The sequence below is a fragment of the Deinococcus puniceus genome (genome assembly GCF_001644565.1).
Lineage (GTDB): Bacteria > Deinococcota > Deinococci > Deinococcales > Deinococcaceae > Deinococcus > Deinococcus puniceus.
Window position 1 is genome coordinate 1095149 of record NZ_CP011387.1, and the last position, 24514, is coordinate 1119662.

Annotated in this window: 21 protein-coding genes; 10 read left to right on the plus strand and 11 right to left on the minus strand. The window is 61.1% G+C overall.

Translation table 11 applies throughout. The features are described 5' to 3' along the window. Nucleotides 1–448 precede the first annotated feature (448 nt). From glnA to SU48_RS05040, 8 genes are all read left to right on the plus strand, one after another. Nucleotides 449–1756 (plus strand): type I glutamate--ammonia ligase, encoded by a 1308-nt coding sequence (glnA, locus tag SU48_RS05005; RefSeq protein ID WP_064015849.1) that lies wholly within the window; start codon nt 449–451, stop codon nt 1754–1756. 299 nt (nt 1757–2055) lie between these two features. Beyond that, nucleotides 2056–3210, plus strand: coding sequence for a branched-chain amino acid ABC transporter substrate-binding protein (locus SU48_RS05010; RefSeq protein WP_064014297.1), 1155 nt, complete (start codon nt 2056–2058; stop codon nt 3208–3210). A 614-nt stretch (nt 3211–3824) separates the two neighbouring features. Further along, nucleotides 3825–4961: a branched-chain amino acid ABC transporter substrate-binding protein gene (locus SU48_RS05015; RefSeq protein WP_064014298.1), complete on the plus strand. Its 1137-nt coding sequence runs from the start codon at nt 3825–3827 to the stop codon at nt 4959–4961. Between the two features lie 419 nt (nt 4962–5380). Continuing rightward, complete coding sequence (locus tag SU48_RS05020) at nt 5381–6394, plus strand: branched-chain amino acid ABC transporter permease (protein WP_064014299.1); 1014 nt, start codon at nt 5381–5383, stop codon at nt 6392–6394. Next, nucleotides 6391–8202 (plus strand): ABC transporter permease subunit, encoded by a 1812-nt coding sequence (locus SU48_RS05025; protein ID WP_064014300.1) that lies wholly within the window; start codon nt 6391–6393, stop codon nt 8200–8202. Before SU48_RS05020 ends, SU48_RS05025 begins: the two co-directional genes overlap by 4 nt. After that, on the plus strand, nt 8199–9041 hold the full coding sequence (locus SU48_RS05030) for an ABC transporter ATP-binding protein (protein ID WP_082869672.1): 843 nt from the start codon (nt 8199–8201) through the stop codon (nt 9039–9041). Before SU48_RS05025 ends, SU48_RS05030 begins: the two co-directional genes overlap by 4 nt. After that, nucleotides 9034–9786: an ABC transporter ATP-binding protein gene (locus SU48_RS05035; RefSeq protein WP_064014301.1), complete on the plus strand. Its 753-nt coding sequence runs from the start codon at nt 9034–9036 to the stop codon at nt 9784–9786. The genes SU48_RS05030 and SU48_RS05035 overlap by 8 nt, the downstream gene beginning before the upstream one ends. 130 nt (nt 9787–9916) lie before the next feature. Then, entirely contained in the window at nt 9917–10894 is a 978-nt protein-coding gene (locus SU48_RS05040; RefSeq protein WP_082869673.1) for a lipocalin family protein, read from the plus strand. A 15-nt stretch (nt 10895–10909) separates the two neighbouring features. On the opposite strand, the gene SU48_RS05045 is transcribed toward SU48_RS05040, so the two are convergent. Continuing rightward, a complete protein-coding gene (locus SU48_RS05045; RefSeq protein ID WP_064014302.1) occupies nt 10910–11455 on the minus strand; it encodes a hypothetical protein in 546 nt (181 codons plus the stop codon). Nucleotides 11456–11677: 222 nt separating this feature from the next. Between SU48_RS05045 and clpB the strand changes: the two genes are divergently transcribed. Beyond that, entirely contained in the window at nt 11678–14236 is a 2559-nt protein-coding gene (clpB, locus tag SU48_RS05050) for an ATP-dependent chaperone ClpB (protein WP_064014303.1), read from the plus strand. A gap of 126 nt (nt 14237–14362) precedes the next feature. Here clpB and radA read toward each other — a convergent pair whose 3' ends face one another. The 4 genes from radA to SU48_RS05070 form a co-directional block, all read right to left on the minus strand. Then, nucleotides 14363–15715: a DNA repair protein RadA gene (radA, locus tag SU48_RS05055; protein WP_064014304.1), complete on the minus strand. Its 1353-nt coding sequence runs from the start codon at nt 15713–15715 to the stop codon at nt 14363–14365. Nucleotides 15716–15720: 5 nt separating this feature from the next. After that, entirely contained in the window at nt 15721–16011 is a 291-nt protein-coding gene (locus SU48_RS05060) for a DUF2087 domain-containing protein (RefSeq protein WP_064014305.1), read from the minus strand. A gap of 66 nt (nt 16012–16077) precedes the next feature. Then, a complete protein-coding gene (locus SU48_RS05065) occupies nt 16078–16281 on the minus strand; it encodes a DUF2834 domain-containing protein (protein ID WP_231881713.1) in 204 nt (67 codons plus the stop codon). A gap of 192 nt (nt 16282–16473) precedes the next feature. Then, complete coding sequence (locus tag SU48_RS05070) at nt 16474–18711, minus strand: ATP-dependent Clp protease ATP-binding subunit (RefSeq protein WP_064014306.1); 2238 nt, start codon at nt 18709–18711, stop codon at nt 16474–16476. A gap of 363 nt (nt 18712–19074) precedes the next feature. Between SU48_RS05070 and SU48_RS05075 the strand changes: the two genes are divergently transcribed. Next, complete coding sequence (locus tag SU48_RS05075) at nt 19075–19332, plus strand: NAD(P)H-dependent oxidoreductase subunit E (protein WP_064014307.1); 258 nt, start codon at nt 19075–19077, stop codon at nt 19330–19332. A 70-nt stretch (nt 19333–19402) separates the two neighbouring features. Here the strand turns inward: SU48_RS05075 and SU48_RS05080 are convergent, their stop codons facing one another. The 6 genes from SU48_RS05080 to frr all read right to left on the minus strand — a co-directional run bounded on the left by SU48_RS05080 (nt 19403) and on the right by frr (nt 24499). After that, the gene (locus SU48_RS05080) at nt 19403–19777 is read right to left on the minus strand and encodes a hypothetical protein (protein WP_064014308.1); all 375 of its coding nucleotides are present in this window, start codon (nt 19775–19777) and stop codon (nt 19403–19405) included. A gap of 75 nt (nt 19778–19852) precedes the next feature. Then, the gene (locus SU48_RS05085) at nt 19853–20530 is read right to left on the minus strand and encodes a glycosyltransferase family 2 protein (protein WP_064014309.1); all 678 of its coding nucleotides are present in this window, start codon (nt 20528–20530) and stop codon (nt 19853–19855) included. A gap of 126 nt (nt 20531–20656) precedes the next feature. Next, nucleotides 20657–21775, minus strand: coding sequence for a M50 family metallopeptidase (locus SU48_RS05090; protein ID WP_064014310.1), 1119 nt, complete (start codon nt 21773–21775; stop codon nt 20657–20659). Further along, on the minus strand, nt 21772–22944 hold the full coding sequence (dxr, locus tag SU48_RS05095) for a 1-deoxy-D-xylulose-5-phosphate reductoisomerase (protein WP_064014311.1): 1173 nt from the start codon (nt 22942–22944) through the stop codon (nt 21772–21774). Before dxr ends, SU48_RS05090 begins: the two co-directional genes overlap by 4 nt. 93 nt (nt 22945–23037) lie before the next feature. Then, nucleotides 23038–23868, minus strand: coding sequence for a phosphatidate cytidylyltransferase (locus SU48_RS05100; protein ID WP_064014312.1), 831 nt, complete (start codon nt 23866–23868; stop codon nt 23038–23040). Between the two features lie 79 nt (nt 23869–23947). Further along, nucleotides 23948–24499, minus strand: coding sequence for a ribosome recycling factor (gene frr / locus SU48_RS05105; RefSeq protein ID WP_064014313.1), 552 nt, complete (start codon nt 24497–24499; stop codon nt 23948–23950). Nucleotides 24500–24514 lie beyond the last annotated feature (15 nt).

Consider the following 24514-nt stretch of genomic DNA (forward strand, 5'->3'; position numbering starts at 1 on the left):
ACGCCTGATGCTGCCGCCAAGTATAAGAGTGCTTTCTGCGTAGGGTCAACGTCATGCTGTACAAGTTGCACATCTGGCCCGTATATCCGGCCAATCACGCCAGACAATATGCAGATTGCTCAGACCGATCTGGTTTTTTGTCGCATCTTGAGCAGACAAGTCGTGGGCGTTTCGGCGGATGTGCCCCGACTTCCGCCCCGCTGTGCCCCGGCGTACCGCAGAATGACGGAGCTTCCAGAGGTCAGGTTTGGCCGCACCGCTTGCGCTCGGGCCGCCCGGCCCGCTACGGTCAGCGCCTAAGACTACTCCCCGCCCTCATTTCTTTACATTTCTTCAACTCGCCTGTTTCTCTGCCGGAGGTTTGCCCACCATGACGCCCGATTCAAAGCACTCTGCCAATCCATCTTCTGCACCCTTGCCCCCCGATCCCGCCGCACTGTTGGCCGAGATGGACGCGGCGGGCGTCAAGTTTTTGCGCCTGCAATTCACCGACATTCTGGGGGCCACCAAAAACGTAGAAGTGCCTCAGTCGCAGTTCGAAAAGGCCCTGCGCGGCGACGTGACCTTCGACGGCAGCAGCGTGGAGGGCTTTACGCGCATCGAGGAATCCGACATGTTGCTGCGCCCCGATTTGGGCACGTTCCTGATCTATCCGCAGTTTTCGCGCGAGGAAGGCGAGCGCGGCAAGGTGGCCCGCCTGATCTGTGACGTCCATTTGCCCGATGGCACGCCCTTCGAAGGCGATCCGCGCCGGGTGTTGCGGCGGCAAGTGGAGCGGGCGCAGGCGCTCGGGTTCGAGATGTTCGTGGGCACCGAACCCGAATTCTTCTTGTTCGAGCGCACGGCCACCGGCGTCGGCAGCACCGTGACCCATGACCGCGCCGGATACTTCGACCTCGCCCCGATAGACAAGGGCGAGCGCATTCGCCGCGAAATCACCAACAAGCTGGTGCAGATGGGCTTTGAGATCGAGGCCGCGCACCATGAAGACGCCCCCGGCCAACACGAAATTGATTTCCGTTATGCACCCGCCCTCGAGACCGCAGACCGGATTGCCACCTTCAAGTTTGTGGTGAAGCGTGTGGCGTTGGAATACGGTCTGCTCGCCAGCTTCCTGCCCAAGCCCCTGCCCGGCGTCAACGGCAGCGGGATGCACTGCCACCTCAGCCTGTTCCGGGACGGCGTGAATACTTTTGCCGATCCAGACGGTGAACACGGCCTGTCGGTCACGGCGCGGCAGTTTATCGCGGGCCTGCTGGAACACGCGGGCGGCATGACGGCCATCACCAATCCGCTGGTCAACAGCTACAAACGCCTCGTGCCCGGCTACGAAGCGCCCGTGAACATCGCGTGGAGCACCAGCAACCGCAGCGCCCTGATCCGCGTCCCTGCCAAGCGCGGCAATTCGACCCGTGCCGAACTGAGAATGCCTGACCCCAGTTGCAATCCCTACCTTGCCTTGGCCGCCATGCTGGCCGCTGGCCTAGACGGCATTGCCGAGAAACTGGAGCCGCCGCCTGCGATTTCGCGCAACATCTATAAGATGACGGTGCGTGAAAAACGCCACCACCGCGTGCGCGAATTGCCCACAGACTTGCGCGAAGCCGTAGATGAACTGGAAAAGGACGAAGTGATCGCCGGAGCGCTTGGCGAGCATGTGCTGGATCACTTCGTAGAGGCAAAACGGGCCGAATGGCGCGACTACAGCGCCACTATTCATGCGTGGGAACTGAACCGCTACCTTGATCTGATCTGAGGTCGACTGTAATCGCGCACAAAGGGATAACAAGCTCCTCGCTGCCATTCGCCGCGCCCTCCCGTACCTATATTCCCCAATGTGCTTGTTTTACATTGCATCTAATTGCGTTCTAACTGCATATTCAGGCAATATTTTCAGCCTTAGCTGACGGTTTTCTGAGTTTTGTTGCGAATCACCAAGCGGTCAAAAGTGAGCAACGCATTGACTTCCCCTAAAGCCGTCTCTAGAATTAGGGCATCTCAACGTAAAGCGAAACCAGGCCAGTGTGCCTGCCTAGCCCTAGTCCCGGAGGACGCATGAAGAAAACGATCCTGAGCTTGACCGTACTGACCGCCCTTGCCCTCGGCACCGCCAGCGCACAGACCACCATCAAGATCGCCACCCTGTCGCCCCTCTCCGGCGGCCAGAGCGATCTCGGCACGCAAATCCGCAACGGCGCGACACTGGCCGTCAACGAGTACAAGGCGCAGTTCAAGAAGCTGGGTTTCGACCTCTCCCTGACCCCTTTTGACGACCAAGCCGATCCCGCCACCGGCACCGCCGCCGCCCGCAAGATCGCTGCCGACCGTCAGATTCTGGCCGTCGTGGGCACCCTGAACAGCGGCGTGGCGATTCCTTCCAGCGCCGCACTGGTCGCCAGCCGCGTGGCGATGGTCAGCCCCGCCAACACCGCCAACCAAGTCACCGATCGTGGCCTGAGCAACATGAACCGCATCGTAGCCCGCGACGACGCGCAAGGCCCCGCCGGTGCGAACTTCATGATCGACGCCCTGAAGGCCAAAAAAGTGTACTTGTTGAACGACAAGACCGCTTACGGCGAAGGCTTGGCCGCAGAAGTCGAGAAGGCCCTGAAGGCCAAAGGCGTGCAAGTCGTCGCTAACGAAGGCACCGAGGAGAAGAGCGACTTCTCCAGCATCGTCGCCAAGATCAAGCTTCAGAAGCCCGACGCCATCTACTTCGGCGGTATCTACAACCAAGTCGGCGTGTTCATCAAGCAGCTGCGTGAAAGCGGCGTCACGACCCCGGTGGTCGGCGGCGACGGCCTCGATAGCGGCCAGCTCGTGACCATCGCCGGTAAGGGCGCAACCAACATCTACTTCACCACCGTGTCGGCTCCCCCAGAGTCGCTGCCCGCCGCCCGCACGCTGGCCGCCCTGTACCAGAAGACCTTCAGCGCTCCTATTCAGGGCTTCGGCGTGTTCGGCTACGACGCTGCCAAAGTGACGCTTCAGGGCATTCTGGCCGCAGCCCGCGCCAACGGCAACAAGGCTCCTACCCGCGCACAGGTCGAGAGCGCCATCCGCAAGGGCAGCTTCACGGGCCTGCTGTCGGGCAACGTCAGCTTCAACAGCGTCGGTGACCGCAAGGCCGCCACCATGTACATCCTGAGCATCATGGACGGCAAGTTCAAACTCGCCAACTCCATCCCCGTCAAGCCCGTCAAGCAGTAATCGGCGCTTATCGGGAGAGCTAATCTCCCTTGCTTGTATCAGTGGGGCCGGGCCTAGTGCTCGGCCCTACTGTTTTAAACCCGTTGTTTCCAAAACTGAGCTTGAACTCTAGAGTCGCAGGAGGTTGAGTCCAGCGTTTCATACGTTGAGCTGAACCTGCGGACAGTCCACTCTTCACTGCTTGCCTCTTTACCCAAAACCCATTTCGACAGTCCGCCATCCAGTTGCAGAACGGATGGCTTTGTCCGTTCGATGGGCGAAGAAGGAAATCGAACATTGCAGCTATGTGTATTAGCCACAATTTCATATCTTCATTTTAGGGCCATCTTACATTGACGGCTATTCTTGAAAGATCGATGTCTCAATATATTGGAATATCAATTAGGGATGACTTCGGTTGAGACGTGTCTCACACAGTATTTTCGAATATATCTCAACCTAGAACTTAAAGGTTTAGCCGAACTGTAAATTTGCCGCCCAAAATTCTCATATTGATGTTTAGTTAAAAATTGACATTATGTTGACTTACCGTCTACTTATCCCTACACTCGGCGAATCTCAACGTAAATGCGGATCAGGCCCTGAGTCTGTCACGTACCAGTCCTGGAGGACGCATGAAGAAAACGATCCTGAGTTTGACCGTCTTGACCGCCCTCGTTCTCAGCTCTGCCAAAGCCCAGACCACCATCAAGATCGCTAGTCTCTCGCCCCTTTCCGGCGCTCAGAGCGAGCTGGGTACGCAAATCCGCAACGGCGCGATGCTGGCCGTCAACGAGTACAAGGCGCAGTTCAAGAAGCTGGGCTTCGACCTCTCCCTGACTCCCTTCGACGATCAGGCCGATCCGGCTACCGGCACCGCCGCCGCCCGCAAAATCGCTGCTGACCGTCAGATTCTGGCTGTCGTGGGCACCTTCAACAGTGGTGTCGCTATTCCCGCGAGCGCCGCGCTGCTGGCCAGCCATGTGGCCATGATTACCCCGGCGGCCTCTGCCAATCAGGTCACTGACCGGGGCCTGAGCAACATGAACCGCATCGTGGCCCGCGACGGTGCCCAAGGCCCTGCCGGTGCAAACTTTATGGTGGATACCCTGAAAGCCAAACGGGTCTACATTCTGAACGACAAGACGGCTTACGGCGGCGGGTTGGCCATCGAAGTCGAAAAAGTGATGAAGGCCCGCAAGGTGCAGGTCGTGGCCAACGAAGGCACCGAGGAAAAGAGCGACTTCTCCAGCATCATCGCCAAGATCAAGCTGCAAAAGCCCGACGCGATCTACTTCGGCGGCATCTACAACCAAGTGGGCGTATTTGCCAAGCAGTTGCGTGAAAACGGCGTCATGACCCCGGTGGTGGGCGGCGACGGCCTCGACAGCGCCCAGCTCGCCACCATCGCGGGCAAGGGTGCCCACAACATTTTCTACACCCTCAGCGCCGCGCCTCCAGAGTCGCTCCCCGCTGCCAAAACGCTGGCGACGTTGTACCAGAAGACCTTCGGCTCCTCGGTGCAGGGCTTCGGCGTCTTGGCCTACGACGCGGCCACAGTGGTGCTGCGGTCTATCCTGAGCGCCGCCAGCGCCAATGGAAACAAGGCTCCCACTCGCCTTCAGGTCGAAACGGCCATTCGCAAAGGCACGTTCAAAGGTTTGCTGTCGGGCGATATCAGCTTCGACGCCATCGGTGACCGCAAGGGCGCAAGCATTTTTTACATGAGTATTATGGACGGAAAGTACAAGTTGGTCAGCACAGCCAAATAAGACCAAGGACTGACCGGGCAGGCGGAATCAGCTTTTTCTGCTTGCCAGTGGGGAGCCGGGCTTCGTGCTTGGCTCCCATTTTTTGGGTTCCTGCGCTCCCGCCAAAACAGGGTGCCGCTTAGATGAAGATGGTCATCCTTTTGCCGAATGAGCCAGAATCGGCGGCTGTTTTGCACGGTGGCCCTCTTGTCGGAGCCAAATGTTGGGTTTTCTACACAGCCTTGTCCAGAATCTCGGAACGTGCGCGAAAATCAGCTTGGCACGCCCGCCTTCCGGGGCAGTACGCGGCTAGATTAAATGATTCATAATGCACACTGTCCAGAGTTTTTATTTCGTTCCCGTAAGGCAGTTGCTGCCGTTTTCCCTTGCTTGGCCCCCACATTAGGGTGAGCCTGTTCTCATAAAGGAGTTTGATCCCCTTGGACTTAGCCACACTTTTGCCATTCCTGGTCAATGTCATCGTCGGTGGCCTCGTGCTGGGCTTCGTGTACGCCATCATCGCACTGGGATACACCATGGTGTACGGCGTGTTGCAGCTCATCAACTTCGCCCACTCGGAAGTGTTCGTAACGGGCGCGGTAGTGGGCTTTGAAGTCTTCCGAATACTGGCCCCCAACCCCATGAACGGCTACCTGAAGCTCCTGATCGCCCTCGTGGCCGCTATGGTCATTTCGGGCGGCCTGAACGTGCTGATCGAGCGTCTGGCCTACCGCCCGCTCCGTAATGCACCCAAACTGGTGCCCCTGATTACCGCCATCGGCGTATCGCTGATTTTGCAGGATGTGCTGCGCGTCATCGAGGGATTTCAAGGCCGATTCGACCTGACCTACACGCTGCCCGACGAGTTCGGGTCTAAGTTCTGTGCTGCGGGCACGGGATGCGGCGGCGTGGGCGATTTCCTGAGAACCATCGGCGTCGATCTGCAAGTCAAAGACGTGATCCTGATCGTAGTGGCCCTGATCAGCCTCACGGTGCTGAATTACGTGGTTAACCGCACCCGGCTCGGCAAAGCCATTCGCGCTGTCGCCCAAGACCGCGTGACTGCTGGCCTGATGGGCATCGATTCCAACCTGATGATCAGCGCCACCTTCCTGATCGGCGGCGCACTCGGCGGTATCAGCGGCGTGCTGTACGGCATGAAAGTAGGCACGTTAAACGCTTATAGCGGCTTCGAACCCGGTCTCGTGGCCTTTACGGCAGCGGTGCTGGGCGGCATCGGCTCTATTCCCGGCGCGGTGCTGGGCGGCCTGCTCATCGGCGTCATCCAAAAACTGGTCAGCGTGATGTCGGTACTCGGTGAGGTGGTCGGCAGCGAAAACCTCAAAACCATCGACGATTCGTATTCCAAGATGGGCGCGTTCGTCGTGCTGGTGCTGATTCTGATCTTCAAACCCACCGGGCTTCTCGGCAAGAGCAACACGGAGAAAGTATGACCGCCGTCAATCCTACGGCCCCCAAACGCACCCTTCCTGCGCCTGACCGTACCTTTTTGTTGGTGCTGTTTTTCATCGTCACCAGCGCGCTCCTGCTGGCCTCTCATAATCAGGATATCTTGAACGGGCCGCTGGGCAACGTACTCCGCAATCCCATTCTGGAAGCCGTCGTGGTGTCGCTGTTCCTCGCCAACGTGCTGTTCGCCTACTTGTGGCGGGCCGCGCCCTGGGCCAAAGCCCTGGTGGGCCTCGGCAGCCTGCTGTTCGTGCTGCCCCTGGCGGGCCGCGCCGATACCAGCTTGCTCGACCTCAGCATTCAAATCATGATTTTTGCAGCGCTGGCCCTCGGCCTCAACATCGTGGTCGGTCTGGCCGGTCTGCTGGATTTGGGGTACGTGGCCTTCTTCGCGGTAGGTGCGTATACGTGGGGGGTATTCGCCAGCCCACGCTTCGCGGAACTTCTGAAATTCGCCAACGAAAATCCGGGTGCTGCCGGTGGCCCGACCCTGCTGCTCGGCGTCGTCACCATGTTGGCGGGCCTGTGCCTGTATGTGTGGTTTCAGAGGCGTCAATTCGATACGCGGGCGGCTTGGATCATTACGGTGGCCCTCAGCGCCAGCCTGTTCGCCTGGTTCTGGATAGGCCGCAGCATCTTTACGCTGGGCGAGCAACTGTGGAGTCCCACGGTGTTGTGGCTCATCTTCGTTCCCCTCATCATCTACCTCGTCACCCTCGCCGTGAAGCACCAACGCGGGGCCGAAGTCCGCAATGACCTGCTCGGGCTGAGCCGCATCATCAGTGGCTTGGCCGGAGTCGTGGGTCTGATTCTGGTCATCCGCGCCATCAACCTCTTTATCGCTTCCCGTGCGGCGGGCTTGGAGTCGGGCATCGACCCCAACTTCTTCTGGCTGTTCCTGGCGATCAGCGTCTTGGCGGCGGCCATCGTGGGCGTCCTGATCGGCCTGCCCGTGCTGAAGCTCAAGGGCGATTACCTCGCCATCATTACGCTGGGCCTCGGAGAAGTGATCCGGGTGCTGGCCAACAACCTCGATCTGTACACGGCAGGTTCTCAGGGCATCACGCCCATCAAGAGCGCCGCTGTGCCGTGGTTCAACTCGCTGGCAGGCTTCCTCGGCTTTACCGAAGATCAGCACTACCTGCTGTTCCTGTACGTGCTGGTGTTGGTCGTCGTCGCCATCATCCTGCTGGTCAATGTGCGTTTGGATCGTAGCCGGATTGGCCGCGCCTGGATCGCCATCCGCGACGATGAAGTGGCGGCTCAGGCGATGGGCGTGCCGCTGGTGCAGACCAAGCTGATCGCCTTTGCCACCGGAGCCAGCTTCGCAGGGGTCATGGGTATGATCTTTGCCGCCAAACAGACCTTTATCAGCCCCGAAAGTTTCAACCTGTTCCAGAGCATCGGCGTGCTGAGCATGGTCATTTTGGGCGGCATGGGCTCGTTCCCCGGTGTGATTCTGGGTGCAACGGTGGTCACGCTGCTGAACCTACGCATCCTGCCCGGACTGGGGGAAGCCACCGCCAACATTTCCTGGATTCCCCAGCAGGTCAACCCCGGCCAGTTGCAGCGCCTCGTTTTCGGTGCCATTTTGGTGGCCATCATGTTGCTGCGCCCCGAAGGACTGCTGCCCAACAAGCGGCGCGTGCTGGAACTGCACCACGATGAAAACCAGGAAGACGACAGCGCCGAGGGCAACGCGGGGGCGCTGGGTGCGGGCAACACCGGTGACGTATACAGTCCCGGCAAAGCACCCATCAAAGAAGATGACCGTTCGGGAGGTGCCAAGTGACCGCTTCACTCTCCAAACCCAGTTCCATTTCCAGTTCCAATATTCTGGAAGTGCAGAACGTCACCAAGATTTTCGGCGGTCTGACTGCCGTGAACGACGTGACCATGAACATCCCCGACCGCTCCATCATCAGCGTGATCGGGCCGAACGGGGCAGGCAAAACCACCTTCTTCAACATGATCACGGGGATTTACACGCCCACCAAAGGCACCATCCGGCTGGCGGGCCGCGAAATGGTGGGCCTGCGCCCTGATCAGGTCGTGGAAGCCGGAATTGCCCGCACCTTTCAGAACATCCGGCTGTTTTCTACCATGTCCAGCGAAGAAAACATCATGGTGGGCCGTCATGTTCGCCTGAAAAGCACCTTCATCGACGCTGTGCTGCACACCAAACGCTTTCACCAGTCGGAAGCCGAAGCGCGGGAAGCCGCCCGCGTGATGCTGGATTTCGTGGGCCTGAGCAAGTGGCGCAACGAACTGGCGACCAACTTGCCCTACGGCGATCAGCGCAAACTGGAGATTGCCCGTGCGCTGGCCACCACGCCCAAATTGGTGCTGCTGGACGAACCCGCCGCAGGCATGAACCCCCGCGAAACTGAAGACCTGAAGGCCCTGATCCGCCGCATCCGTGACGATTTGGGCGTCACAGTGTGCTTGATCGAACACGATATGCGCCTCGTGATGACCCTCTCGGAGTACATCACCGTGCTGGATTACGGTTCCAAGATCAGTGAAGGCCTGCCCCATCAGGTTCGCAACGACCCCCGCGTGATGGAAGCGTACCTCGGGCGCGGCGCGGCGGCGGGCGAATACGGCAAGGAGGCCACCCCGAATGCCTGAAGCAACCCTGCACAAAACCCCCACCACCACCGAAATGCTGAATCTCACCGACGTTCACTCGTACTACGGCCATATTCACGCCCTCAAGGGCATCTCCATGACCGTGAACGAGGGCGAAATCGTGGCCCTGATCGGTGGCAACGGCGCGGGCAAAACCACGACGCTCCGCACGATCAGCGGCATGATGAAACCCAAGCACGGCACGCTGACCTACATGGGCCAGAACGCCGCCGGAATTCCCGCCCACATCATCATGGGGCGCGGCATGAGTCATGTGCCGGAAGGCCGCCGCATCTTCAAAGACCTGACTGTGCGCGAAAACCTTGAAGTGGGCGGCTACACCGTGACCGACAAGGCGGTCATCGAGCAGCGGATTCAGGAAGGCTTCGGCTTTTTTCCGCGTCTGAAAGAGCGTGAAAACCAGTTGGGCGGCACGATGTCGGGCGGCGAACAGCAGATGCTCGCCATTGCCCGCGCCCTGATGGTGAACCCCAAACTCCTGCTACTGGACGAACCCAGCATGGGCCTGTCGCCGCTGTTTGTAGAAGCCATCTTCGACATCATCGTGAAGCTGAACAAAGAGCGCGGCATGACCATTTTGCTGGTGGAGCAAAACGCGAACATGGCCCTAGAAGTGGCCCACCGCGCCTACGTGATGCAAACCGGCGAGATCAAGCTGAGCGGCAAAGCCAGCGATATCGCGCAGGATGAAAGCGTGCGGAAAGCGTACTTGGGCGACGAATAGAATTAAAAGATTAGACGGGAAGGAGAGAGGCCGGGGCAAAAGCTCTGGCCTCTTTCTTTGATTGTGGCTGGCGGCGCGACATCGTAGCCAAGCGTACCCGCCATTTATGCCGACCCGTTAGGCTGAGACTGTGAAAAAAGCTCTGTTGCTGGCCGCTGCCGCCGCTGCCCTCCTGTCGGCCTGCGCTCCGACCCAGACCACCTTCGATCCCCTTGTGCAGCCTCTCGCCACCGACTTGGGGCCGCACAACAACCTGATGGAATGGTGGTATGTCAGCGGCTCCCTGCCCGAAGAGGGACTGGCCTTCCACTGGGCGCAGTTTCAGGTCAGGCCGCCGGGAGTGCCGTTACCGATCATGATTTCGCATGTGGCGGTCACTGATTTAGCCACAGGCAAGGTGACTTTTATCGAGAAAAATCCGGCGATTGGCAGCGGCACCGCCTCTTTTCCACCCCTGAAGCTGACCAATGGCGACTGGACATTTCAGCAGGAGGGCGGCGCGTTTGACCTGAAGGCGGGGCCGCTGAATGTCAGGCTGACGCCCCAAAAAGGCCCAGTAATTCATCCACCCGGCTACAGTGGCTCGCCCGAAACCGGATATTTGTACTATCAGGGCATCACAAGATTGGCGCTGGACGGCCAGATTAACGGGCGAACGGTGAAGGGCGAGGCGTGGCTAGACCACCAGTGGGGCAACCAAATTCCGGGGCAGGCAGCGCTGTGGGACTGGATGGCCGTGCAACTCGCGGGCGGCGAAGACCTGATGGTGTACCGCGTCCGAACGGCGGCGGGCAAGCAGACCCAACTCGTCGGCAGCATCGTGGACAAGGCGGGCGTGGCGCGGGCCGCCACCAATCTGACGCTGGAGCCGGGGCGCACGTGGACGGGCAGTGGGGGCCGGGTCTACACCCTGTCTTGGCGCGTGAAGGCCGACGAATTTGACCTGAATGTGGATGCCGTGCGCGACGAACAAGAACTGCTGAGCCGCAGCACCAGCATCGCCTACTGGGAAGGGCCAGTGAGGGTCAGCGGCACTTGGCGCGGGCAGCCCGAAACAGGCAAGGGCATGATGGAAATCGTGGGTGGATCGCTGGGGGGCGGGCGGTAGGGCAGGCCAAACAGGTTACGAAGTGGGGTGGGCGCGACGTTGCTGACGGGATTTCCCCGCCACATCGGCCCAGATCCCCACTCCGCAGACCAGTCCTATGGCGAGGGTGGCCGACAGGAAGGGCTGAAATCCTTGCGTCATTCCCGCGCCCGGAATGGGGAGAGCGCAGAAGGCAGCTAAGCCCAACAACAGGGGAGTCGAGAGCAGTTCAGCGGGCTTGAGGTGCGCTGCCAAATTGGCCTGCTGCAACCACTGTGGGGATTTACTTTTCCTGTTCACGATGAGCTGAGGATCAATGTTGTATTTCTGGCACGCACGGACAAGCACCACCGAAATCAGCAGTAGCAGCAACAGGTACAGGTTCGGCAGGTAGGCGAAGATGCCGACGACCTCTGCTCGTGCGGATGGAAATGACATGAGCCATTGGCCGAAGCTCCAGATCAGGATATTCAGAGCGGCGATAGCCCCAATAAGTTGCCAAGCAGTCTTCATGCGCGCCAGAGCCAACGAACAGGTCATGATCAACAGGATGGAGCCGAAGTAGAAGAGGATGGGTTCCATACAGTCACGTCCTGTGGTCAAGTCTAATGACCATGTGGCTAGAATAATAGAGCAGAAGGGCTGGGGCGGAGGGCTTAATCTGATTGGACTAGCCTCGGCCTTGAATCAGGCACAATAAACTTCAATAAACTTGACATGACTGCACTCAAGTTTCAGAATAGACCCAGACTGATCGCACTCTAGGCCATCCTTTTTTGACGGCACTCTCTGGGGGGAACGACTTTGAATCCTGAACGACTGACCGAAGCCAGCGCGGGGGCCATTGCTGCCGCCCAACAATTGGCGCAAAACAACCAACACCAGACCATTACGCCCGCGCATGTCTTGCGAACCTTGACCGACAACGACACCGCCTCCCGCGCCCTTATTGTGGCAGGCGGCGACTTGAAGGCCATTCGCGCCGCGCTGGACGCCGATATTGCCAAGCTGCCGCGTGTGCAGGCAGCGGGCGACAGCCTTTATTTAGACCCCGCGCTAGACCGTGCCTTCCGCGCCGCCGAAGCCGAAGCCACCGCGCTAGGCGACAGCTTTATTGCCGCCGACGCGCTGCTGTTGGCCCTGCGCGGAGAAACCAAAGTAGCGGGCCTGCCGAAAGTCGCTGACCTGAAAACCGCCGTGCAACAGCAGCGCAAAGGAAAAACCGTGACCAGCAAAACCAGTGAACAGCAATTCGACGCCCTTGAAAAATACGGCACCGACCTGACCCAGCGTGCCCGCGACGGCAAATTCGACCCCGTCATTGGCCGCGATGAAGAGATTCGCCGCGCCATGCAAATCCTCTTGCGGCGCACCAAAAACAACCCGGTGCTGATCGGGGAACCGGGCGTGGGCAAAACCGCGATTGCCGAGGGTCTCGCCATCCGGATTGTGAAGGGCGACGTGCCGGAGGGCCTGCGAAACAAGCGTATCGTCTCGCTGGAAATGGGGAGCCTGCTGGCTGGGGCCAAGTTCCGGGGCGAGTTCGAGGAACGGCTTAAGGGCGTCATAGACGAGGTGATCGCCTCGGCGGGCGAAGTGATCTTATTTGTAGACGAGATTCATACCATTGTGGGCGCGGGGAAAACCGAGGGCAGTCCCGACGCGGGCAATATGCTGAAGCCCGCTTTGGCACGCGGCGAACTGCACCTGATTGGCGCAACGACGCTGGGCGAGTACCGCGACATAGAGAAAGACCCGGCGCTGGAGCGGCGCTTTCAGCCCGTGTTCGTGGCCGAACCCAGTGTGGAAGACACTATTTCCATTCTGCGTGGCATCAAAGAACGCTATCAGGTGCACCACAACGTCGAAATTACCGATCCCGCGCTGGTGGCCGCCGCCCAACTCAGTCACCGCTACATCACGGATCGGCAGTTGCCCGATAAGGCGATTGACCTGATTGACGAGTCTGCTGCCCGCCTGAGAATGGCGCTGGAAAGCAGCCCGGAGCGGATAGACCAATTGCAGCGCCGCAAACTGCAACTGGAAATCGAGCGCGAAGCTCTGAAGCGTGAAAAAGATCAGGACTCTCAAAACCGTTTGCTGGACATAGAAGGCAGCCTGCGAACCCTGACCGACGAACTGGGCGACGTACAGGCCCGCTGGGAAGGCGAGCGCCAAGAGGTGGCCGTGCTGCGTGAGAAACGCGAGGCGCTGGATCAGGTGCGAACCGCCATAGAAAAGGCGCGGCGTGAATACAATTTGCAGCAGGCCGCCGAACTGGAATACGGCACGCTGCCCCAGCTGGAGCGCGAAGTGCAGGAGCTGGAGCGCAAGCTGAAGGGGGCGGAATTCGCCCACATGGAAGTGACCGAAGAAGACATTGCCGCCGTCGTGAGCCGATGGACGGGCATTCCGGTGAGCAAGTTGGTGGAAGGCGAACGCGAAAAGTTGCTGCGCCTAGAAGAGCAGTTGCACAACCGCGTGATCGGGCAAGACCGCGCCATCGTCAGTGTGGCCGACACGATTCGCCGCGCCCGCGCTGGCCTGAACGACCCGAACCGCCCGCTGGGATCGTTCATGTTCTTGGGGCCAACCGGGGTAGGCAAGACCGAACTGGCCCGCGCTCTGGCCGAATTTCTGTTCGATTCCCATGACGCGATGGTGCGGCTGGACATGTCGGAGTACATGGAGAAGCACACGGTGGCCCGCCTGATCGGAGCGCCTCCCGGCTATGTGGGCTACGAGGAAGGCGGCCAACTGACCGAAGCCGTGCGCCGCCGCCCCTACGCCGTGCTGCTGTTCGACGAAATCGAGAAGGCCCACCCAGACGTGTTTAACGTGCTGTTGCAAGTGCTGGACGATGGCCGCCTGACCGATGGACAGGGCCGCACGGTGGACTTCCGCAACACTCTGATTATCCTGACCAGCAACGTGGGCAGCCCCCTGATTCTGGAAGCGCAGGCCAGAGGCGAGGACGCCGACGCCATTCGTGACGCTGTGCTGGGCGAGTTGCAAGACCAATTCCGCCCCGAATTCCTGAACCGCGTAGACGACATTATCGTGTTCGATGCGCTTACCGCCGCTGACCTGCACAAGATCGTGGATATTCAGTTGCGCGGTTTGGTGGGCCGCCTCGCCGAACGCCGCGTGACGCTGCACCTCAGCCCCAACGCCAAGGATCAGTTGGCCCGCCTCGGCTACGATCCGGCCTACGGCGCACGGCCCCTGAAGCGTGCCATTGCCCGCGAAATAGAAACGCCGCTGGCCCGCGAAATCCTGCAAGGCCTGTTGCCTGACGGCAGCGTGCTGAACGTAGATTTCAGAGACGGACGGTTTAAATTTGAAACTGGAGTGCTGAACTAAGGACTGGGTAGGGGAGGGACAGAGAAGAAAGCCGCTGCCTGATGCTTGGGCGGCGGCTTTCGTTATGGAGTCAAACATTATGACTGGATATGTCAGTTGAGCACGAGAACGTGAGCAACGATCAGGTTACTTCTGACCACCACTCCACACGGCCTTCACCGCTTCCTCAACACTCCTAACGCCTACCCGCCCATCCAGCCCCGGCGGAATGACAAGCTGCGTGTAGCCTGCGCGTCCGGCTTCTTCGGCGCGGCGAATGGAGCCTTGGGTGCTGCGAACCTCGCCCGCCAAGCCCACTTCTCCGAACACAGCCACGTTGCCGGGCAGTGCGCGGCCAACGACTGCCGAATACACGGCCAAGGCCACAGCCAAATCGAGGCCCGGATCGGTGACTTTCAGGCCGCCCGCGAGGTTCACATAAATGTCTAGCCCGCCCAGCGTCAGGTCAAGGCGGCGCTCCAGCACGGCCAGCACCACGTCCACGCGGCGAGGATCGAGGCCGACCACGACGCGGCGGGCGTTGGGATACGGCGTTTTGGAGGCGAGGGCCTGCACTTCCAGCAGCATGGGGCGCTGACCGTCTATGGTGGCGGCCACCACCGATCCCGGCACGCCCACAGGCCGCTCGGCCAAGAAGGCGGCGCTGGGGTTATCCACGGCAATCAAACCTTCGCCGCGCATCTCGAACACGCCCAATTCTCCAGCCTGCCCGAAGCGGTTTTTCACGCTCCTCAGCAAGCGAAATGCGCCCACCGTTTCCAGAAACACGGTGGTATCCACGATATGTTCCATGACTTTGGGGCCAGCCACCGTGCCGTCTTTGGTCACGTGGCCGACCAATACGGTGGCGGTTCCGGTTTCTTTGGCAGCGCGGGTCAGCATAGAAGTCCCGTCGCGCACCTGGGCCACGCCGCCGGGTGCGCCCTCGCCTTCCACCGTCACCGTCTGAATAGAATCCACGATGCACAGCGCGGGCTTATGCTCGTTCATCAGCGCGGCAATATGTTCGGCGCGGGTGTCACGGGTCAGTTGAATGTCGCCCGTCACGCCCAAGCGGTCTGCCCGCAGGCGAATCTGCTCCAGCGATTCCTCGCCCGCCACGTACAGCACACTGCGCCCGCTGCGGCTGAGGCTGTCGGCCACTTGTAGCAGCAAGGTGCTTTTGCCGATGCCGGGTTCGCCGCCCATCAGGGTTACGCCGCCCGCCACCAATCCGCCGCCCAGTACGCGGTCTAGCTCTGGAATGCCGCTAGAGGTACGGGGTTCTTCGCGCCGCCCCACGGTACTCAGCGCCGTCAGTTTGCCGCCGCTGATGCCGCCGTACCCGCCCGCGCCGCCCGCTCTGGCTTTGCCGCCCACCACGCTCGGCACTTCTTCCTCGAAGGAATTCCAAGCCTGACAATTCGGGCAGCGTCCCAGCGATTTGGGCGATGCGTAGCCGCAACTGTTGCACACGTAGCGCGTGGTGACTTTAGCCACGAGGGTTATTCACCCGCGGTCAGTGCGCCGGGGCGGGCATCGGCACGCCAGTACAGCCCGTCTTTGGTGGCGAGGTAATCGCCTTCCACCAATTCGGTGAGGAACACGTTCATGTCTTCGGCAGTGCTGTGATCACTCAGAATCTTATCCACTTGCTCGGCGGTGTAAGACACGCCGGGTTCAAACAAGCCCGTGAAGTAGTCCAAAATAGCGAGCTGGTGGGCGCGGCGGCGGTCTGAAGGCCAGCCCGTAATGCGGCCTTGTTCGTCTTGAAATGCGGCGATACTTTTCGTCATAACCTCTATCTTAGGGCATCAGTGGCGGGAAAACTGGGTAAGAAGTGGGAATAGATGAGGGTGGGTTCAGGTGGGGCGGCGTGTTCGGAAATACAGCAGTAAAGGCAATCTGAACGATGGCCCCACGCACACGGCCCCCAGCGCCGCCACCCACCACAGCCGCACGCCGCGCCGTCCTTCGGCAGCCGCAAAAATGACGACAGCCACCGCCGACAAAATCACGTCCCACCAACCGAACGCCGCGATGCGTGAAGCGCGGATTTCTTGCACCGCCAACGGAAGATTCAGGCCATGTTCAGCCAGCTAAGGGATGACTTGAAAGAAGGGAACGGCGAATCCCAAAACGGCCAGCACCAGATAGACGATCGACATGGCCCACGGTAACTGACTTTTCGGGCACGAGAAAGGGCAGGCGGCCCACCTTCTCCGTCTGCCCTAATTTGCTGCTTGCTTTGAACTTGCTTAGGCCAGAATCTGAGGCGGTGCAGTCGTTCCGCGCTCGAACTGCAAGGTGTTGTCGCTCAGCACCACGCGCAGTTCTTCGCCTGTGCTGCCGATCAATTCCATCGCCAGCGGATCTTCGATTTCCTCGCGCACGAGAGTTCGCAGTTGGCGGCTGCTGCCCACCGCGTGCTTAGGACTGCGGGCCTTGAGTTTGGTCACCAACCACGCGGCAATGGCGGGGTCGAAGGTCACGGTCAGTTCGCGGCTGGCCAGTTCCTCGCGCATCTCGCCCATCAACTGTTGGGCCACTCGCACCAGTTCTTCTTCTCCCAGCGGACGGAAGCGGATCACTTCATCCAGCCTGTCCAAAAATTCCGGCGTGAAAATTTGGCGCAGCGGGGCGTTGTTGTCGGGCGTGATCGGGCTGAAGCCTGCGGTGGGATTCACGTTGAAGCCCGTGTTGCTGGTCATGATCAATATGGTGCGCCGGAAGTCAACAGTGCGGCCCAAGCCATCGGTCAGGCGGCCATCGTCCAGCACCTGAAGGAAAGTGTTGTATACGTCTGGGTGGGCCTTTTCGATTTCGTCCAGCAAGATCACGCTGAACGGTTGTCGGCGCACGGCTTCGGTCAGGCGGCCACCCTGCTCGTAGCCCACGTAACCGGGGGGCGAGCCGATCAGTTTGGAAATGGAGTGCCCTTCCTGAAACTCGCTCATGTCCACGCGGATCAGCGCCCGCTCGGAGCCGAACAGCGTGCGGGCCAGAGCTTTGGCAAGGTGGGTTTTGCCCACACCGCTGGGGCCGACGAACAGGAAGGAGGCGGCCACGCGGGCACGTCCGCCGAGGCCCACGCGGGCGCGGCGCAGGGCCGAACTCAGGGCGCGAATGGCGTCGGGCTGGCCGTACACTTGGTCGGTCAGTTGGCCTTCCAGATCGCTCAGTTGCGCCGCTGTTTCTTCGGTATAAATCCCGCCCATCGAGTTGATGACGCTCTCGATGTCGTCGCGGGCCACCATCGGCTCCCCGTCTTCGGTTTCGGCCACCGGGATGCCCACGCTCATATTCAGGCGCACGCGGCTGGCCGCTTCGTCGATCAGGTCAATGGCCTTGTCGGGAAAATTGCGCCCCGGCAGGCTGCGTTCGCCAATTCGCACGGCCAATTCCAGCGCGGCGTCGGGAATCTGTACGCCATGATGCTCCTCGTAGCGGCTGCGGAGGCCACGCAAGATTTGCAACGTTTCGGCGGGGCTGGGTTCCAGCACGATCACCGGTTGGAATCGCCGTTCAAGCGCCGCATCTTTTTCGATGTAGCGGTGATATTCGCCTGTGGTGGTCGCGCCGATGACCTGAATTTCCCCTCGGCTCAGCGCGGGTTTCAGGATGTTAGCGGCGTCCAGCGTGCCTTCTGCGCCGCCTGCACCCACCAGCGTATGAAGCTCGTCAATGAAGGCCATGACCTTGGCATTCCGCAGTTCTTCGATGATCTGGCGCAGGCGTTCTTCAAATTCGCCCCGGTACTTGGTGCCTGCCACTACGCCGCTCAAGTCCAGACTGACCAACCGGACACCGTGCAGGTTGGGCGGCGTGCGCTTCTCGTGTATGGCGAGGGCCAGCCCTTCCACAATCGCGGTTTTGCCCACGCCCGGATCACCGATCAGCACAGGGTTGTTCTTGGTGCGGCGGGTCAAGATCTGGGTCACGCGGCGGATTTCCTCGCTGCGGCCAATCACCGGGTCAAGCTTGCCTTCCCGCGCCTGCTTGGTCAGGTCGCGCCCGTACTCGTCCAAAAAGGGCGTCGCCACCGGTTTGGCTGCCTTGCCGCCGCCTGCCTCGCCCTGCGCCAGCACGCGCCAGCGAATGGTATCCACGTCTTTGGTCAGTTCCTGCAAAATCCGGAAGGCCACGCCGTCGCCCTCGCGGATAATGCCCAGCAGAATATGCTCGGTGGAGGTCACCTGCGCGCCGAGGCTGCGGGCTTCGGCACTCGCCAACTCCATCACCCGGCGGGCGCGGGGCGTGATGGAGGGGGCGTCGTTCAGGCGGTTGCCTTCGCCCCGGCCAATAATTTCTTCCACCCGGCGGCGCAGTCCGTCTAGGCTGGCGCTGAACTCGGTCAGGATGGTGGCGGCAGTTCCGCCCTCCCGCATCAGGCCCAGCAGCAGGTGTTCGGGGCCGACCATCGCGTGGCCGAGGCGGTTGCCTTCCTCGCGGGCGTAATGAAACACTAGTCGGGCGCGGTCATCGTATCTGTTCATGGGCTACCCCCGGTCTGGACTACTCGGCGCTCACTGGAGCTGCTGTGGGCGCAATGCTCGGCGCAAAACAAATGCAGGACAAGTGTAGAGACGCGCGGGCAGAAGACGTTCAGAAAATGGTCTTGAAGGTGGTGAGGGCCAAACGAGGTGGAACGGGCAGTGCTGCTCTCAGAGTCTAGACTATCGCTCCGTGCCCACATGAGGCGCGGCCAATCTCACGATTCTTGACCCCATGTTCTGGCGATCCCCCGCCTTCCCCCCGTTTTCGCGTTTTGCCCCGGCTTGGGCTAGCATGACTGCCGCCCTGCCCGGCGATGTTGCCTGTCTGGTGAAGCACTGAGGCAGCCCGAAGGAGACCCGTTCTTGCCCGTTATTCGCCTCGAAATTTGTGTAGAACACATCAGCGTAGACCAGCGCGAAGCCCTGCTGGATACCGTCTGGGACACCCTCCGCATCAGCCCCGGCATGGTCAGCGCCAACGGCAACGTCGAACTGACCCTCAAGCAGTGCGGGGCAAGCGTAGACCCCGCCGACGCTCCGCTCGTCCGCATCGACGATCAGGAATACCGCAACGTTACGCCCGCCCGCCTGCTCACGCTGCTGGGGCGCTGGGTTCGCTAAAGAGTGCGCCGATTCTGTGCCCTTTCTGGGCCAGTCGGTGTAACGCGAACGCCAGACCCGGCTGCCCGCTTCAGCGCCCGCTGTTGCGGGTTTCTTTCAGGTCGATCACACCTGTGAAGTGATCGAACTGCACGTTCAGGCGGTAGTTGCCCGCGTCGCCCTTGCCCAGCACTTGCAGCGCCCATTGCCCTTTGGGACAGGCCTGCCCGGCGATTTGCGTGCCTTTGGGGTCGTACAGGCGCACAACAGCGCGGCCACTGGAGGTGCTGCAAGTTCCGGTCACGCCCACCGACTGGCCGGGATCGAAGACGTTGAAGGTGTAGTTGTTTTCGCCCTGAGCGTTCAGCATGCGCGTGGGCGTCAGGGTCACGTAACCAAAGCGCAGGCCGAAAAAGAAATACACCAGCCCCAACACCAGTGCCAGCACAACCAACAGAAAGCGCATCGCGCTATTGTAGCGCCGGGGGCTTTTGAATGTCTTTAGACTGTGGTGTTGCCCCCAGTGTTGAGAGCCTCCACTCTATGACCCGTCGCGTTTTTTTCGGGCACGGTAGGTCAGCAAGTCGGCATACATCTTGGTTCTGGCCTGTGCGCCCTTCCAGAACCCGCGCTTTTTCTCCTTGACTACCTGCGCTACATACGGCAATTCCACGTAGTCCCAGCGCACTCCGGTGCTTTTCAGGGCGTCGGTGATCGGTGGTTCGGGCCAGCGTTCTTCTCCCAGCCGGGGCACGGCCAGCAACCACGTGCGGCGGCAGGCCCGTTGCCCGCTCAGGTGCGGCGTCAATTTGTTGCCCCAGTCGCTCACGAAGCCGCCGCCCTCGAATACGCCGATGGTCATGTCCAGCGAGCCGTTCAGCACAGGCGTCAGCAGCAAATCCAGATGTTCCCGCGTCAGGCCCACCAGATCGGCGTCCAGCATTACCACGAATTCGGCTTCCGTGTGTTCCAGCGCCGCTTTGAGGGCCGGGCCTTTGCCGCCATTCTCGGCCAGTTCCAGCACCCGCGCCCCGGCCTCCCGCGCCGCCGCCGCTGTGCCGTCCGTGCTGCCGTCCGACACCACCACCACTTCGGGCGTCAGGGTCAGGCCCACGCGCACCACCTCGGCCACCGTGTCTGCCTCATTAAAAGCGGGAATGACCACCGCCACCTGTGCCGGGCCAAGCGGTGCGGAATCGGGTGAGGCGGGGGCCGTCATTGCCTTCATGGTAAGGGAAAGGGTGAGGAAACCGTCAGTGGGGAGTGGTCAGGAGGGAGCAGGAAAGGCGAGAGCATCGTCTGGAATGGAGCTTTTGCACTTCCTACACGCCATGTCCCACACCCCTCAGAAGAACCGGCTCACGTCCCGCACCACCACGAACACCATCAGCAGCATCACGAAGGCGAAGCCCGCCACATTGATGGCCTGTTCCTGCGCCAGCGTCAGGGGGCGGCGGCGCACGGCTCCGATCAGCACCAGCAGAATGCGCCCGCCGTCCAGCCCCGGAATAGGAATCAGGTTGAAGAAGGCCAGCGACAGGTTCAGCAAAATGGCGACTTGCACCAATGCCCAAGGGCTGAGGGCAGCGGCGCGGCTCACGATTTCTGCCGTGCCAATCGGCCCGCTGACGTTTTCATCCCGCGACAGGTCTAGTGTGACGAAGCGGGCAAATAGGTTCCCGAAGGCCCTCAAGATTTGCGGCACGGCCTCAATGGTGGTCTGAATGGAGGTGGCAAATGCGACGGGCAAGGTGGCGGCCTGCACGTCCGGGCCGTACTGAATGCCGAGCCGCTGCACCACGCCGTTCACGCGGGCCGTCCAGTCGAAGGCCACCTCGCGCACTGCTCCGGCCCGTTCTACCGTCAGGGTTTTGCGGCCATCTTGCCCCAGCGCCGTTCGCACGCCTTCCCAGCCTGCCACCAAGCGCCCGTCTACGGTTTGGGTGTCGGGAATATCGCGCCCGTTGATGGCGGTAATCACGTCGCCCGCCTGCAATCCCAGTTGCAGAGCGCGGGAGTTGGGCAGCACGGCTTCCACTCTGGCGCGGTCTGGGGCAGGCACACCCTGCGCCGTAAAGGTAATGGTCATCAGGACAATCGCCACCAGCAGGTTCATCAGAGGGCCTGCCAGCAAAATCGCCACTTTGCCCCACGCGGGCAGTCCTGCAAAGCCGCGCGTGGGCTGGCGGTAGGTGCCGTCCGGGTCTTCGGTGGGGGCCATGCCGTCAATTTCGACGTATCCGCCGATGGGCAGCAGGCTCAGCCGCCATTCGGTGCCGCGCCACGCCCGCCGCGCCAGCACTGGCCCCATGCCGATGCTGAACGATTTGACGGCCACGCCTTGCCAGCGGGCCAGCGCGTAGTGCGCCAACTCGTGCAAGAAGGTGGCGAGGCCGATAATCAGAATCGTCCAGATCAGGCCCAAGGGCGTGAGGGCGGCGGCGATGCCTTGTAGGAAACTCATGAATTCACTCCTCCGTTCACCAGTTCGTGCGCCCGTGCGGTGGCCCACGCCTGCACTTCCTCCAGCGTGTCCCACGTCAGCGTTCCGGCGGGGGTTTCGTCCAGCACGCGCCCGATTAGGCGCGGAATGTCAGTAAAGCCGATTTGCCCGGCCAAAAATGCGGGCACGGCCACTTCATCGGCGGCGTTGAGGGCCGCAGGAAGCAGGCCGCCCGCCTCGCCCGCCCGGTACGCCAGCCCCAAGCAGGGAAAGCGGGCGTGATCCGGCTCCCGAAATTCCCACGTACCGCGCATGGGCCAGCCCAAGTGTTCGCCCACTGCCGCGCCGCGCCGCGCTGCCCGCACATCGCCGGGGCGGGTCATGCCGTCTGGGGCGGCGTCTACGGCGTAGGCAATTGCCAGCCGCATATCGGCGGGGCCAAATTGCGCCTTCAGGCTGCCGTCACGGAAGCGCACGGCGGCATGCACGAGGCTCTGGGGATGCACCACCACGCCTACCTGACTCAGTGGGAGCCCGTACAGGCTGGCGCATTCCATCACTTCCAGCCCCTTGTTCATGAGGGTGGCCGAATCGATGGTGATTTTCTGGCCCATGCTCCACGACGGATGCTTCAGCGCCTGCGCGGGCGTCACGCCGCTCAGGTCGGCGGGGCCGTCGCGGAAGGGGCCGCCGCTGGCCGTCAGGATCACTTCGGCCACGTCTTCCAGCGCCTCTCCGTTCAGACATTGGTACACGCCCGTATGCTCGGAATCGATGGGCACCAAGCGCCCACCCCCCCGCGCCGCCGCCTCCCAGATCAGGGCTGCCGCCGTGACCATCGCCTCTTTGGTCGCCAAAGCTACAGCCCGCCCAGATTCCAGTGCTGCCCGTGTGGGAGCCAGTCCGGGCAGGCCGCTCATGGCGTTCACCACCACATCAGCGGGCAGGGTGGCGGCTTCGGTAGGATCGGCTATCAGCCGGATATCTAGGGACGAAAAGCGGGCCGAAGCTTCGGCGTACACGCTGCCGTCCACACTGACCACAGCGGGCCGCCACTCGGCTATTTGCGCGGCCAGCAAGTCCAGATTGCGCCCGGCGGCCAACACGCCCACCGTCCATCCCCGCTCCCGCGCCACGTCCAGCGTTTGCGTGCCTATGCTTCCGGTGCTGCCCAACACGGTCAAGTTCATCGGGTACAGCATGCCGCAAAGAAGGCTTCAAGAACGTGGATCGTAGATCGTAGGAAAACCGGAGACCACGATCTACGATCCACACTCCAGTCCTTATGCCACGCCCATGCTGATATGCAGGAACAAATAAGTCACTGGCACCGCGAACAGCAGGCTGTCCATCCGGTCTAGGAATCCGCCGTGACCGGGCAAACTCGTGCCGCTGTCTTTGGTTCGCAGCGAGCGTTTCATCAGGCTCTCGCTGAGGTCTCCGAGTTGGCTGGCACTCGCCACCAAAATGGAATACAGCAGGGCGTCCAGCGGTGACCAGATGTGGGTCAGTTGGGTCATGAGCAGCACCATCAGGAAGCTGAGCAGCAGGCCGCCCAGTGCGCCTTCTACCGTTTTGGCGGGGCTGACTTCGGGGGCCAGTTTGCGCTTGCCGAAAAAGTAGCCCACGAAGAATCCGCCCACATCTGCCGAAATCGTCGCCATGAGCGGCAGGGCAAAATACAGCAGCCCCAATTCGGCGTTGGGCGTGTAACGCAGCAGCAAGAAGTAGCCCAGCAGCCACGGAATGTACAGCAGCCCGAACAGCGAGTACACGATGCGTTCCAGCGGGCGCTCGCCGGGGCGCATCACCTCCATCACCAAGATGTAGCCCACCGCCACCGTCAGCACGGCTTCGCGCCAAGACCCGCCCGGCCACGGCGCTTGCGGCCACATGGGCAGGCTCGCCACGATGATGGCCGCCGCGAACACGCCGAGGCTTACGCGCCGCACGTCTATATCGTTGCGGTCAAGCATGCGGATGTACTCGAACAGGCCCATGACCGAGAGGAACACCAGCGCGGGCAGCAACGCCCACCAGCCGATCCACACGATGATGCCTACGATGGCGAACCCCACCAAGGAGGTCGCTAGGCGTGTCCAGAGGGTTTCCATCAGACGTAACTCATAACAACGCGCCGCCGGAAGGCCCGGCGGTCACGGAAAACGGAGCGTTGGCGAGGTGAAGGGCGACTCACCCTAGGATTTCCTGCTCCTTCTTGGTAAACGTGGATTCCACGCGGGCAATATATTCGTCGGTGATCTTCTGCACCTCGGCTTCACCGCGCTTGATCTCGTCGTCGCCCACGCCTTCCATCTTCTTCACTTCGTCCAGCGCGTGCTTGCGCAGGTTCCGCACCGCGATCCGGGCGTCCTCGGCGTAGTTCTTGGCGTTCTTCACGAGGTCTTTGCGGCGTTCTTCGGTCAACATAGGCAGGCTGATGAAGATAGTGTCGCCCTTGTTGTTGGGGTTCAGGCCCAGATCGCTGTCGCGGATGGCCTTCTCGATGGGGTTCAGTGCGCCCCGATCCCAAGGGGCGATAACGAGCGTGCGGGCGTCGGGCGTAGAAATGCTGGCGACCTGATCAATCGGCACGGTGGAGCCGTAATAATCCACCACGATCTTCTTCAGGATGCCGGGGTTGGCGCGGCCTGTACGCAATACGCTGAGGTTATTTTCCAGCGCCTCGATGGCTTTGGTCATGCGTTCACGGGTATCGGACTGAATGGTTTTAAGGTCTGCCATGATTGAAATCTCCTA